Raw genomic sequence first — 13,607 nt, 5'->3', positions numbered from 1 at the left:
CATTGTATCATGAATTATTTATCCTCTTGTACTGATGTACCTTACTCTTAACAAAATTAATACACGCGAGTTAATTTTCTGTTAATTCACTTAATTGAAAGGGTTTTCACGCGCAATTATAGAAGAATAGAAAGGGTGTGTATTAAATAAGGGGGATTATGAGATGAAAGCACTTATATCATTATCGAACAAGATTATGCAACGCTATCTGCCTGATCCATTTTTATTTGTTGTCATTTTAACATTGGTTGTATTTGGGTTTGGTCTTATTTTCACTGGTAGCTCGAGCCTTGAGATGGTTCAGTATTGGGGCAATGGTTTTTGGAGCCTGCTTGCCTTTTCGATGCAGATGGTTCTCGTGCTTGTTACAGGGTATGTACTGGCAAGCAGTCCACTTTTTAAACGGTTCCTTGGTTTCCTGGCGTCATTTGCGAAGTCACCCGGTTCCGCGATTGTCATCGTTACCATCGTTTCTATGATTGCAAGCTGGATCAACTGGGGCTTTGGGCTGGTCATTGGGGCATTATTTGCGAAAGAGCTTGCCAAACGGGTGAAAGGTGTCGATTACCGATTGCTCATTGCCAGTGCCTATTCTGGATTTGTTGTCTGGCATGCAGGTTTCTCAGGTTCCATTCCGTTATCCATCGCGACTGCAGATCATCCTTTCCAGGATATGATCGGTGTCATCTCTACGAGTGAGACGATATTCGCTACGTTCAATGTCCTGATTGTCTTAACACTATTCATTGTTCTTCCCATCATCAACCGAATGCTGATGCCGTCAAAAGAAGAGACCGTAACCGTAGATCCCGAGCTCTTTAATGAGACAGCTGCCACTCTGGAAAAAGAGGCGTTAACACCTGCTGAGCGTCTGGAAAACAGTATGGTTTTATCGATTATTGTCGCCGTTCTCGGGATTGCATTCCTGTTCTCATACTTTATTCAAAATGGTTTCGCCCTTAATTTAGATATTGTCAATTTTCTATTCTTATTCCTGGGCATTCTCTTTCACGGGACCCCTAAGCGGTTCCTTGCGGCTGTTCAAGAAGCGATCAAGGGCGCAAGCGGGATTGTCATTCAATTCCCTTTCTACGCGGGAATCATGGGGATGATGACGGCATCAGGTCTTGCTGTCGTGATGTCTGAGGCCTTTGTATCGATTTCAAATGATATGACCTTTTACTTCTTCGCTTTCCTCAGCGCCGGGATTGTGAACTTCTTTGTCCCTTCAGGAGGAGGACAATGGGCCGTCCAGGCTCCCATTATGCTTGATGCCGCTCAAACCCTTGATGCTTCTGTCGCAAAGACTGCTATGGCAGTGGCATGGGGGGACGCCTGGACAAATCTGATCCAGCCATTCTGGGCATTGCCTGCTCTGGCAATTGCGGGATTAAAGGCAAAGGATATTATGGGATATTGTGTTATCATCCTTGTCATTAGTGGAGTCGTCATTTCATTGGGACTATTATTCTTATAATATAAAAGTCAAAAGCGCCTTGAACCGTTTCGCCTCTGGTGAGACAGTTTAAGGTGTTTTCTTCTGATGAAAATAAAAAGCTGATCCCCTTAGAGACCAGCCGTTATCTATGACCGTTCATTATGTTCTATATTGGCTTCCATTCTATCGAACATTTTCTCTTCTTTCTAGCTCCCCTTCTAACATCTCAATAAATTCTTCTTCTAATCCTTCTTCTTGTGCTAATTGGTAGACATTAGCCAATTGTTCTTCCGTAAGTTTTGTTAAAGATGTCATTGATTACAACTCCTGACTAACAAAGGTATGAATTCCTAATACCCTCTTAACCAACATATAAACCTCTTTATCGAGATTTTTAATTATTTATTTTGTCTTTTTTCGTATAATTTTTTACTATTATAGATTAGAAAGTAATAGTTGATTTCCGCTACAGGAGGCTCGCTTTCCGCGGGGCTGGCGGTGAGCCTCCTCGGCTGTGCCTCCGGGGTCTCACCTGTCCAGCTATTCCCGCAGGAGTCGAGCCTCCTTCCGCTCCAATCAACTCTCTGAGCATGTATCCTTAATGGAAATCAGTAAAACAAGAATTTTAGCAAACAACCTTATTTAAGGTTAGTAGAGAATATGTTAAAAAACAACAATCATTGTGAAAAGAGCATTTATTTTAATTCTAAAATCCTATATTTAACTCTATGAAAATAAATAAGTGAAATGTTTTTCAGCTTATAATTGAAATTTTTAAAAATTTTAGTAAAATAGAGAGGTACTGAAAGATAGCGCTTTCTTTTTCGTATACATTATTTACAAGATCGAACATTCGGCATTTCATGTTTCACATTCACACCTTTTGGGAAAAACAGCTAGGTAATGCATAATCTCCCTACTGAGAACTTCCTATGGACAAATTTATATGTATGCATTAAAATGAATAATGTTTCATTTTCCGTTATAACTACATCTGAGGTGAATTTATGAATCAACATCGCTTTACATTAACAAGTCATTTACGATTTATCATTCCTTCCCTATTGGGAATTTTTCTTTTTATGGTGCCGATTCCACAGGAAGACGGAATCACGATACCAATCGCGGTTCTTTCAGGGCTATTACAGGACTGGATTGGTAGTTATATACCTGCGATCATGACGGGACTAATCATCCTTACCGTATTAGGAACGTTGATCACAAAGCTCTTACATCCAGCCTTTATTGAAAAATCACCGTTTTTCACGAGCCTATTCGATGTGAGACCTGTATGGGTTTTTGTCAGAGTCCTTGGAGCTGTGTTTGCAATCATGACGCTATTCAAATTAGGACCTGAATGGGTATGGTCTGACGCAACGGGTGGACTCCTTTTAAACCCGGATGGACTTCTTACCATTCTTTTCTCTGTATTTTTATTTGCCGGACTTTTTCTACCTTTATTATTAAATTTCGGTTTACTTGAATTATTCGGTGCTCTCTTAACGAGAGTGATGCGGCCCGTATTCGGTCTGCCAGGACGTTCCTCCATCGATTGTTTAGCTTCCTGGTTGGGAGATGGAACCATCGGGGTGCTACTGACAAGCAAACAGTATGAGGAAGGGTACTACACCAAGAAGGAAGCAGCAATCATTGGTACGACCTTCTCCGTTGTATCCATTACCTTTAGTTTAGTCGTCATTTCAGAGGTTGGTCTTGGGGATTATTTCATTCCTTTCTACCTTACAGTAGCTCTTTCAGGAATTATTGCAGCAATTGTACTGCCACGAATCCCGCCTCTATCCCGTAAGCCTGACACATACTATAATGGACAAGAAGGCAAGAACACGATGGAGGTCATTCCAGAAGGCTATAGCCGCGTTGGTTATGGATACGAGCAAGCCCTTGTTCAAGCAAAAAACAACAAAAGTACTTCTAAATTTTTCACTGACGGCATGAAGAATGTGTTGGATATGTGGATGGGTGTTGCACCAATTGTTATGGCAATCGGTACAACGGCGCTTATTGTAGCGGAAAACACGAAGTTCTTTGAATACATCGGTATGCCGCTTATTCCATTACTGGAGCTTTTACAAATTCCAGAAGCAGCAGAAGCGTCTCAATCGATTCTTGTCGGCTTTGCAGACATGTTCCTTCCAGCCATCTTCGGATCTGGAATTGAGAGTGATTTAACACGCTTTGTGATTGCTTGTTTATCTGTTACACAATTGATTTACATGTCTGAAGTGGGTGGATTATTACTAGGTTCTAAGATTCCGGTTGATTTCAAAGACTTAGTGATCATCTTCTTACAGCGTACATTCTTGACTTTACTTGTCATTGTTGCGATTGCTCATATGATTTTTTGATGGATGAATGAAACCCAGGTTCAGATTTGAACCTGGGTTTTTTATTTCCTTTGTTACTATTAAACTTTTCAGTCACTCGCTTACCGCTGGTTTTCACCCATTTGCTTTGCATAAAATGAGTGTAAGTGTTAAAAAATCGTTGACCGTTCCTTTCCGCGGGGAGGAAGTCAAGCCTCCTCGGGCTTTGCCCTGCGGGGTCTCGACCTTTCCTCTATTTCCCGCAGGAGTCAATTGCCTTCCGCTACAATCCACTCGGTGCTTCCACATTCTTAATATGCATTGATAGAAGTATTACTAAAACCTTTACAAAACAGACTTTACTTACAAGCGGTTATACCCTTTTTCCTATCTTCATAGTTATTCCGCCTTTGGGCCTTAACGTAATGAGAGGATGACACTCCACCTTCTGATTGACGGACATTTCAAACGAAAAGCGTTGCACGTATAAGGCAGCAATGATCAATGCCTCTTGTAAGGCAAAGTGATTGCCTATACAGACTCTGGGTCCTCCCCCAAAAGGAAAGTAGGCATAGGGCGTAATCTTTTTCAATCTGGCCTCTAGAAATCTCTCAGGATCAAATGTTGAAGGATCGGGGAAATACTTCTCATTCCTATGCATCAGATATGGTGAAACAAGGACATTCTCACCTTCTTTGATATGGTGAGGACCAATCATAACATCTTTAACCGCGATTCTTCCAAACATCCAAACGGGAGGATACAAGCGTAGTGTTTCCTGAAGTGCTTGCCGCGTATAATGGAGGTGCGAGAGATGCCCACTACTTAATTCATCGGTTCCTACCACTCTATCGACTTCTTCATAAACTTGTTCTTTCACCTTCTTATCGCACTCAAGCGCATGGAAGAACCAGGAAAGGAGATTCGCTGTCGTTTCATGGCCAGCCACAAAGATGGTCATTACTTCGTCCATAAGCTGGTTTCTGGACATACTGTTGCCTTCCTCATCCCGGGCATGAAGTAAGGCGTGAAGTAAATCCTTTTTCCCATCTCGATGATACTCTTTTTGATGGATGATCTCCTCCACCACCCGCTTTAATTCTTGAATGGATGTCTTATATTGCTTCACCTCAGCAGTCGGCCAAGATAGCGGTGGCTTAAGGAAGGATCGTATTCGTTTTGTAGCAGTCTCCATAATGGTTTCAAGGTGCACACCAACTTTCTGATGGCCTTCCTTTACATCCATATTAAACATGGTTTTCGTAATGACCGCCAGGGTAACCTCCATCATATCCTTGGAGATGTCCCGGGAACAGTTTATCTCCCAGCCTTCCATCATGGAAGAAGCAGACTCGATCATTTCAGTCATATACTGCTGAATATGACGCGGGGTAAAATAAGGTTGGATCGTTTTTCTCTGTTTTGTATGTAGCGGAGACTCACTCGTCACAAGTCCTTCTCCAATCAATAGGGACAGTTCTCGGAATTGCTTTGATTTATGAAAGGAGTCTGACTGGGTGACGAGTGCCTCTTTCACCAATGCAGGGCACATCAGTAAATGAACGGTTCGATTGGCAAAACGGAGTTGAACTTTCTCTTCGTGTTTCCTTGCCATCTTTTCTAAAAACACTAGTGGATCCTTCCGGAATTGTTCTAGCTGACCTAATGGATGAAAGGAATGGAGGACGGTTGGTTTCGACATTACTTCACATCTCCTTTATTTCTCTGAATAAGAGCCAATAACTATGTCTAATCAAGCAAGCCCGTATGAACGCTCCTTTCATCCTATTCATGTACATTCCTATTCATTAATCCTTTTTCATCCGCTCCCTTAACTGCTCCAGGCTGAGCTCACTAGTCGAAGAGATAGTCCAATGAGCATGTTTCATATAGTCATCTGCCCCTACTCCGACTGTAAACATTTTCGTATTCAGAAGAGCCTGCAGCCCTGCTTCGCCATCTTCAATGCCCACACAGTTTTCTTCCGGTACCCCAAGAGCATATGCCGCCTTCAAGAAAATTTTTGGATCCGGTTTTCCTTTTTTTAAAGAAGACGGGTCAATAACGACAGGAAAATACTCCTGTAACCCTACTTTCTCCAGTACATAGGGTCCATTTCGACTTGAAGAAGCAAGTGCGACAGGTACGTTTTCTCTCATCAATTCTTCTAAAAATTCTATTACACCGGGTAAAACGTGCTGGTGTGTAAGTTCTGAAATCAGTGATCGATAAATCTCATTACGCTTATTGGCCAGTTCGGTGATTTGTTTCTCTGAAACTTGAACATTTCCTTCCTTCAACAAATGTTGGAACGTTTCTTTTCTACCTATTCCCTTTAGTTTATTATTTTGCTCCTCAGTATATTGAATCCCATAGGGACGCATCAGCTCTTGATTGGCTTGAAAATAAAAAGGCATGGTGTCTGTGATGACTCCATCCATATCAAAAATGACAGCTTGCAATGTCCTCGTCACTTGGTTTCCTCCTGTTTGCATAGTAAAAGGCTGCACCAATATGAGGCAGCCTTTGATTTCACTTATTTTTCACCGGCAAGGTTACTTCTACTCTTGTTCCTTTATTCATTTCTGATTCAATGAGTATAGACCCTTTATGGTCTTCAATGATCCTTTGACTAATGGTCAGCCCGAGCCCCATCCCTTTTTCTTTCAAGGTGAAGAACGGCTCTCCCAGTCTCTTTAGACGATCAGGGGGTATCCCAACCCCTTGGTCTTGTATAGCAATGGTGATCATATCGTTCAGAACGTTCCAATCGACATGGATTTCTCCTTCATCCATCGATTCGATCGCATTTTTAATAATATTAATAAACACCTGTACACATTGATTCTTATCTCCAAATACATAAATCGGAGATGACGGTACTTGGACATTTAATGATATTCCTTTAAGGATCGCTTCATGCCCCATTACCTTGATCACATAATGAAGAACTTCACTCATATCAAAGAGTCGGTATTCCCTCATTTGAGGTTTGGATAAAATGAGTAACTCACCGACGATTTGATTGATTCGATCCATCTCGGAAGACATGACGGTAAGATAATGGTCCGGTACATGCTTATTCTCTTCCAGCAGTTGAATGAAGCCTTTGATGCTTGTTAGGGGATTTCGGATTTCATGGGCGATTCCTGCCGCAAGTTCTCCGACCACAGAAAGCTTTTCTTTTCTTAATAGCATTTCTTCTGCTATTTTCTGCTGTGAAATATCCCTGCCAATGATGACTAATCCCTTTCTGGTGTGATTCGAATGAAATAATGGGACTTTTATGACATCAAAAGTCTTGAATTCACCGTTCGGAAGGTAGAATCCCTCTTCACATCTCGTTACTTTTTCCGCTTTCCACGATTGTTCATCGGAGTCAATACAATAGTCGAAGGCGTCTTTAAAGAATGGGACGAGTTTCCCCAGATCACGGTCTGTCTTTCCTACATAATCGATTCCCTCAAGATTATACAACCTACGACCAAATTGATTGACCTTTAACCAACGGCCTTCTCCATCCTTAAAGCACACAAAATCCGGCAGGGAATGAAGAAGAGTAGAGAGCTGATTTTCTTCTTCCAGTAATTTTTGATGCTCTGCCAGAAACGATCTCCCTTCTCTTAATAAGAGAGCCAGAACCGTTCCCCCCACAATGGCTGATAGAAGGGCTGCGATTACATTCCATGGCTCATCCAGAATGAGTACAACGGTGAGCTGAAAGACAAATAGAGCCATGAGGATCATTATTTTGTTATAGAATGTGTGTGTCATTATGCGATTCTCTTTCTCTCTCATCCCGTCACCCGTCTCACTCATACTTTTGTTCGTTAAAATAAGTTAAATATATATGGACCGATCGAAGTAATATAAAATAATATATAGATTCCCATAAAGTAAAAGGCACCTGCAAAGGATCCCCAATCAGGATCACGACCTAATTTCCAGATTACCCAGGTGATCGCACTAATCACCAATAATAGTACGTAGCCACTTCCGGGAAACACAAAGTATTCCGGAGCCACCTGGTAAAAATAAGCGTTCATCGCATTGCCTGTATAGCTGATCGGCATCAGCATAAAAATAATGATCGATGCATACTCGGCCCAGCTAATCCCGTCTTTTTCAAACACATTTGGTCTGAATATATACAATAATATTAATAAAAAGAGTGATGGAAGCACCCAGTAAAAGGATGTCAATATCGTCACCAGACTGCTGAACATCATGAGAACGCCGTTGTTCAATGCTTCTTTCACTGATCTGTTTGACCAGTTCGTACTTTCTGAAACAACTTGATCGTTCTGAGATGCCCCGTATAGTTCATATGTACCACCATCATAATTAAACCAAACCAGTGCCTCGTCTGTTAATTGCACTGGAGAATATGTGACATGCTTTGTCGTGCTTATTGGAGAGCCTTCTAGGATTTCTTGATTTTGAAAAGGGGCCGAATACAGGCTCACCGCATTGTTATCACCAATCCGCTGTCCTTCTGAAGTGAACACCACAGAATCTTCTCCCTCAACGCTTACAAACTGTACCCCGCCAGGACTCGTCAACTTTTCCCCGGTATCTTTATTTTCAAATTCAATCTTACTTCCGGTTAAAATCGATGATCCCAGTTCCTCTAATGGAACCTGAACCTTGTATACATTGTAGGACAGTGTGCCCTGAGTGCGTGATTTCTCATTATATAGCAAGGTGAGCCGATCGTCTGCTACTTTAAATGTTAAACCATCCATCTTTTTATTCGGTGCCGTATTTACCAGGAGAAAAGGCTTCTCACTTACTTCCCGGTTTTCATTCAAATAGTGGATGAAGTCATGAGTATCATCTTGTTTTACCTGAATGATGGCACTTCCATTGTCTCCTATATGAATATCAGAAATTTCAGACTGAAAAGTGTAGATTTCATTAGAAGAACCTTCTTGCATGTTATATTCATAAAGTTGATTGTACTTCCAATAATAAACGTTATTTGAGGCTGCTCCTAATCCTGTAATATCTCCTGAGAGGATTTGATCCTCATTGTTTTGAGTCAGAACCAGATCTCCATTTTTATAATAAATCACATCATTCCCATTGGACCAAAATGGATAACCTCTAGTAATTTTAGTCATCATGACTTTTTCATCAGATACTTGCATATCCTCATTGATTGTAAACGAGTGGACCTTCCCTTCGCTCGACAAGTAAAGCTTTCCATTGTTTTGAAAAATCTGTGGTCTCTCTTTAGATGTGAAATCGAATGGAAGAGAACGGCTCCAGTTGGGCTGAGGTAACTCTTTCACTAATAGCAGTTGGTGAAAGAACAAAGCAGCTATGAATAGGAGCATGATTCCTATAGGTATACCAAATACTTTTAACTTTTCTCTCATCTGAATCCCCCTTATGTAAAATCCTTAGACTTCTGAATTTTAGCATAACTTATATTGGTTTTCACCATTTTTTTCCACTAAAAGGGAGGGGAACAGAGATTTGTTGCTTCCTTTTAGTATACCATTTCCATTTCAATTTGCTATTAACAATTGTCATATTTTGTCGTATTTAAGAATTTTAAGTTGGATAGAGGTTGAATACTTTTTAAGGAATAAAAAAAGACCCCTAAGAAACTATTGCTTCTCAGGAATCATTCTGTTTACTTCGTTTTTAACTTTTCTAACATATCGGCTGTCATTTTGGCTAAGTTGTAATCTGTTTTGAATCCCCATTCGTTCATGGCTGCGCTTGAATCGATGGCGTTCGGCCAGCTTTCAGCAATGCCTTGGCGAACAGGATCTACCTTATAATCCAACGTAAAGTCCGGTTGGTGGACGCGGATCGCTTTTGCAATATCCTCAGGTGCTACGCTCATGGCTGACACATTAAAGGAGTTACGGTGCTCAAGCTTTGAGCCATCCGCTTCCATAAGGTCGATAATCGCATTAAGGGCATCGGGCATATACATCATATCCATGTAGGTTCCTTCCCCGATGTATGAGGTATACTGGTTGTTCTTGATTGCTTCATAATAGATCTCTACTGCATAATCAGTGGTTCCACCACCTGGCAATGTTTCATATGAAATCAGTCCCGGGAAACGCAGGCCTCTTGTATCCACACCAAATTTAGTGAAGTAATAATCAGATAGAAGTTCTCCAGACACTTTATTTACTCCATACATGGTAGTAGGGCGCATGATGGTGTCTTGTGGAGTTGAATCTTTTGGTGTTGTTGGACCGAATGCCCCAATCGAACTTGGTGTGAAGAATTGACATTCTAATTCTCTTGCTGCTTCCAGGGCATTTACAAGTCCACCCATGTTTAAATTCCAAGCAAGGAGAGGTTTTGCTTCTGCTGTTGCAGATAATAAAGCAGCCAAGTGAATAATGGTATCTACATTATTTGATTTTGCGATATCAAACATTCTTTGAGCATCCGTGACATCCAGTTGTTCAAATGGCCCATTCTTTACAACCGGACTATCCGTCTCACGAATATCCGTTGCAATAACGTTATCTGAACCATATACTTCCCGTAGTCTATTGGTAAGTTCAGAACCAATTTGTCCTAATGCACCCGTTAATAAAATCTTTTTCATCGTATTTCCTCCTGCATTTCCCTATGGTGATAGAATGATTTCATATTCATACAGATAGGGCTGACTTTTATAGCCATACCCTATCACGTTATTCATAAAGCGGGATTAGATAATTCCCATTTCTTTACCGACTTTTTCATATGCTTTAATCGCTTGATCGAGCATGTCTTTCGTATGTGCTGCTGAAGGCATGTTTCTCACACGGCCTGTTCCTCTTGGTACTGTTGGGAACACGATGGATTTGGCATATACACCCTCTTCATATAGGCGTTTACTGAAGTCCTGGGTTGCCTGCTCTTCACCGATGATAACCGGAGTGATAGGCGTCTCACTGTTCACAATGTCAAATCCAAGTTTCGTCAGCTCTTCTTTCAGATAACGGCTGTTTTCCCACATATTATCTTGAAGCTCTGTGGAGTTCATGATCAGGTCAAGTGCTTCTGTACAAGCCGTTACATCCGCCGGCGTAAGGGATGTAGAAAATAGGAATGGACGTGAGCGGACCTTTAACCAGTCGATCAGGTTCTGAGTTCCTGCCACGTATCCACCAACTACACCGATTGCTTTCGATAACGTACCCATTTGGAAGTCCACTTTGTCTGAAAGGCCAAAGTGCTTAACCGTTCCTGCACCTTTTCCAAGGACACCCGAACCGTGAGCGTCATCTACATACGTCATGATATCAAATTCCTCAGCAATTCCAACGATTTCAGGAAGTTTACATACATCTCCATCCATTGAAAATACTCCGTCTGTGATGATCATGATTTTGTTGTATTGACCAGATTCCTTCGCTTCTTTTGCTTTCGCACGAAGATCCTCCATGTCTGAGTGACCAAAACGGATGATCTTTGCTTTCGAAAGACGACAGCCATCAATAATGGAAGCATGGTTCAGTTCATCAGAAAGGATGGCGTCGTTCTTATCCATAACCGCTGAAATGGCAGCCATATTACAGTTGAATCCTGATTGATATGCAATCGCGGCTTCTGTTCCTTTAAACTTCGCGAGCTTTTCTTCCAGTTTCACATGAAGATCAAGGGTACCATTAATTGTACGGACAGCTCCAGCACCTACACCGTATTCTTTCACCGCTTCGATCGCTACCTTCTTAAGGCGTTCATCAGTAGCGAGCCCCAGATAGTTATTAGAAGAAAGGTTCACAAGCTTCTTATCATTAATCGTAATCATCGGTCCGTTTGCACCTTGCAATGGATCGATCTCATTATATAATCCTCTTGATTTTAAATCCTCAAGATTTTCTTGTAGAAAATGATCTAATGTTTTACTTGTCATGTACTTATCCTCCCGTTATGTAAGCGTTTTAAAAACAAATGTCCACTCCAAAAACACAAAATCTATCAGTTGATTCTTTATGATTGCTAATGATTATTCTGCTTCTTAGTTTAACATGTTTTTTTGTGATGGACAAAATATATCTTATCGATTTAGTTTGTGTTTCTATATGCTACTTCATGCAATTAATCAAAACAATAATCTACTATCTTTTCTTCATCTGTCATAAACTATCCACATATTATGTGAATAATTTCACAAACTTATAATAGAATAAACATATAATCTTAAAGCAGGTGATGGAAATGTCTGTTTTTGAACTCATAACTTCATTGACCCCAGTATTAGCCGTTCTCATATTTCTTGTTATTCTGCGGTTACCCGCTTCTGTTGCGATGCCTGTCAGCTTCTTACTGACTGTCATTTTAAGTATTGTATTCTGGAAAATCCCACTGATACAGATCAGTGCTGCCACGGTTGAAGGAATGATCATTGCTTTCACTATTCTTTGGATCGTTTTTGGAGCGATCTTGCTTTTGAATACCTTGCAAAACAGCGGAGCCATGGAAACCATTCGAAATGGATTTTCTATAATCTCCCCGGACCGCCGTGTGCAGGTCATAATAATCGCTTGGTTATTCGGCTCTTTTATTGAAGGTGCCGCTGGATTTGGAACGCCTGCGGCCCTGGCAGCCCCGTTGCTTGTTGCGTTAGGGTTTCCGCCCCTCGCAGCCGTTTCTCTCGCTCTTATTGCAGATAGCAGTGCCGTATCGTTCGGTGCGGTGGGTACTCCCGTTATGGTAGGGATCGATCAAGGATTGAGACAGGGAGGAAACCTTGCAGGGCAAGTGGAACAAACCGTGGGACCTCAACCTATGATGGATTATTTAAGCGGTGTAGCCAGTCAAGCTGTGAGTATCGATTTGTTCATAGGAAGCTTCATTCCTCTATTGCTTGTCGTGATGCTGACCCGTTTTTTCGGTCCGAAGCGCTCCTTTAAAGATGGGCTTGCTCTGTGGAAGTTCTCTCTTTTTGCAGGTCTATCGTTTACATTACCGGCTTTACTGGTAGCCACTTTCTTAGGACCAGAGTTTCCTTCCATTATCGGTGGACTAGTCGGCCTGCTGATCGTCGTTCCTGCAGCGAAGCGGGGCTTCTTATTACCAGATGAGGTTTGGGACTTTGAAACGCACCCTAAAGAAGTTCCTGTTCCAGGATCCGTTCCTGGGAGGAAAATGCCGATATGGTTAGCTTGGATTCCCTACTTGCTTGTCGCTTTCCTGTTGGTTTTAACAAGATTGGATCTTCTACCTGTTAAAGGGTGGCTAAGAAGCGTCAAAGTAGGATGGAGCAATATTTTAGGAACAGGCATTTCCACTCAGTTTGAGCCACTTTACCTTCCTGGTACAATCTTTGTATTGGTCATGGCACTGACATTCATGATTCATAAAATGAGCAAGCCACAAATGAAAGAGACGTTCCGACAATCTTTATTTACGATTAAAGGAAGTATCATCTCATTAATGGCTGCCGTTCCCATGGTAAGGATTTTCATTAATTCCGGTGTCAATGAAAGTGATTTAGTGAGTATGCCAATGGAACTTGCCACTTTAGTGTCGGGTTTAGTGGGGGAAGGATGGCCTTTTGTCGCTCCCCTCATCGGTGCACTCGGCTCGTTTATCTCTGGAAGCGCAACGTTTAGTAACATGATGTTTTCTCTCTTTCAGTTTAGTGTTGCCGATCAAATCGGAGCAGATCCGCAAACCGTTTTATCCTTACAGGTACTTGGAGCAAACGCTGGAAATATGGTATGTGTGCTGAATGTAGTTGCTGCTGCATCTGTTGTTCAGCTTAGTGGAAAAGAAGGTCAGATCATCCGGATAACTGTTGTTCCGATGTTATTATACGTTCTGTTGTCAGGGAGTATCGGTGCTCTCGTGCTTTATTTCTTTTAAAAAGAAAGGAT

Annotated in this window: 10 protein-coding genes; 3 read left to right on the top strand and 7 right to left on the bottom strand. The window is 41.5% G+C overall.

The window, feature by feature from the left end; all coding sequences use genetic code 11:
• The first annotated feature begins 163 nt into the window (after nt 1-163).
• Entirely contained in the window at nt 164-1,477 is a 1,314-nt protein-coding gene (locus ACFQWC_RS19110) for a short-chain fatty acid transporter (protein ID WP_377108843.1), read from the top strand.
• A gap of 144 nt (nt 1,478-1,621) precedes the next feature.
• On the opposite strand, the gene sda is transcribed toward ACFQWC_RS19110, so the two are convergent.
• Nucleotides 1,622-1,753 (bottom strand): sporulation histidine kinase inhibitor Sda, encoded by a 132-nt coding sequence (sda, locus tag ACFQWC_RS19105; RefSeq protein ID WP_082051344.1) that lies wholly within the window; start codon nt 1,751-1,753, stop codon nt 1,622-1,624.
• A gap of 692 nt (nt 1,754-2,445) precedes the next feature.
• On the opposite strand from sda, the gene ACFQWC_RS19100 reads away from it, so the two are divergent.
• Nucleotides 2,446-3,804, top strand: a complete 1,359-nt coding sequence (locus ACFQWC_RS19100) for a YjiH family protein (protein ID WP_377108842.1) — start codon at nt 2,446-2,448, stop codon at nt 3,802-3,804.
• Between the two features lie 331 nt (nt 3,805-4,135).
• On the opposite strand, the gene ACFQWC_RS19095 is transcribed toward ACFQWC_RS19100, so the two are convergent.
• The 6 genes from ACFQWC_RS19095 to ACFQWC_RS19070 all read right to left on the bottom strand — a co-directional run bounded on the left by ACFQWC_RS19095 (nt 4,136) and on the right by ACFQWC_RS19070 (nt 11,641).
• Nucleotides 4,136-5,464: a cytochrome P450 gene (locus ACFQWC_RS19095; protein ID WP_377108841.1), complete on the bottom strand. Its 1,329-nt coding sequence runs from the start codon at nt 5,462-5,464 to the stop codon at nt 4,136-4,138.
• A gap of 106 nt (nt 5,465-5,570) precedes the next feature.
• A complete protein-coding gene (gene pgmB / locus ACFQWC_RS19090; protein ID WP_377108840.1) occupies nt 5,571-6,236 on the bottom strand; it encodes a beta-phosphoglucomutase in 666 nt (221 codons plus the stop codon).
• A 58-nt stretch (nt 6,237-6,294) separates the two neighbouring features.
• The gene (locus ACFQWC_RS19085; RefSeq protein ID WP_377108839.1) at nt 6,295-7,536 is read right to left on the bottom strand and encodes an ATP-binding protein; all 1,242 of its coding nucleotides are present in this window, start codon (nt 7,534-7,536) and stop codon (nt 6,295-6,297) included.
• Nucleotides 7,537-7,592: 56 nt separating this feature from the next.
• Nucleotides 7,593-9,143 (bottom strand): hypothetical protein, encoded by a 1,551-nt coding sequence (locus ACFQWC_RS19080; protein ID WP_377108838.1) that lies wholly within the window; start codon nt 9,141-9,143, stop codon nt 7,593-7,595.
• Nucleotides 9,144-9,403: 260 nt separating this feature from the next.
• Nucleotides 9,404-10,345: an L-threonine 3-dehydrogenase gene (locus ACFQWC_RS19075; protein ID WP_299745266.1), complete on the bottom strand. Its 942-nt coding sequence runs from the start codon at nt 10,343-10,345 to the stop codon at nt 9,404-9,406.
• A 105-nt stretch (nt 10,346-10,450) separates the two neighbouring features.
• Nucleotides 10,451-11,641, bottom strand: coding sequence for a glycine C-acetyltransferase (locus tag ACFQWC_RS19070; RefSeq protein ID WP_377108837.1), 1,191 nt, complete (start codon nt 11,639-11,641; stop codon nt 10,451-10,453).
• A 305-nt stretch (nt 11,642-11,946) separates the two neighbouring features.
• Here ACFQWC_RS19070 and ACFQWC_RS19065 point away from each other — a divergent pair, with 305 nt between their 5' ends.
• Entirely contained in the window at nt 11,947-13,596 is a 1,650-nt protein-coding gene (locus ACFQWC_RS19065; protein WP_299745272.1) for an L-lactate permease, read from the top strand.
• Nucleotides 13,597-13,607 lie beyond the last annotated feature (11 nt).

Source organism: Rossellomorea sp. GCM10028870, from assembly GCF_042666755.1.
Classification (GTDB): Bacteria; Bacillota; Bacilli; order Bacillales; family Bacillaceae_B; genus Rossellomorea.
The sequence above is the reverse complement of the archived record's forward strand: the minus strand, read 5'-3'. Positions and strand labels throughout refer to the sequence as shown.

Bases quoted from the DNA above. Each gene is read 5' to 3' on its own strand.
- ACFQWC_RS19080 (WP_377108838.1), bottom strand. From the start codon at position 9,143: ATGAGAGAAAAGTTAAAAGTATTTGGTATACCTATAGGAATCATGCTC.
- ACFQWC_RS19110 (WP_377108843.1), top strand. From the start codon at position 164: ATGAAAGCACTTATATCATTATCGAACAAGATTATGCAACGCTATCTG.
- ACFQWC_RS19075 (WP_299745266.1), bottom strand. From the start codon at position 10,345: ATGAAAAAGATTTTATTAACGGGTGCATTAGGACAAATTGGTTCTGAA.
- ACFQWC_RS19065 (WP_299745272.1), top strand. From the start codon at position 11,947: ATGTCTGTTTTTGAACTCATAACTTCATTGACCCCAGTATTAGCCGTT.
- ACFQWC_RS19085 (WP_377108839.1), bottom strand. From the start codon at position 7,536: ATGACACACACATTCTATAACAAAATAATGATCCTCATGGCTCTATTT.
- sda (WP_082051344.1), bottom strand. From the start codon at position 1,753: ATGACATCTTTAACAAAACTTACGGAAGAACAATTGGCTAATGTCTAC.
- ACFQWC_RS19095 (WP_377108841.1), bottom strand. From the start codon at position 5,464: ATGTCGAAACCAACCGTCCTCCATTCCTTTCATCCATTAGGTCAGCTA.
- ACFQWC_RS19100 (WP_377108842.1), top strand. From the start codon at position 2,446: ATGAATCAACATCGCTTTACATTAACAAGTCATTTACGATTTATCATT.
- ACFQWC_RS19070 (WP_377108837.1), bottom strand. From the start codon at position 11,641: ATGACAAGTAAAACATTAGATCATTTTCTACAAGAAAATCTTGAGGAT.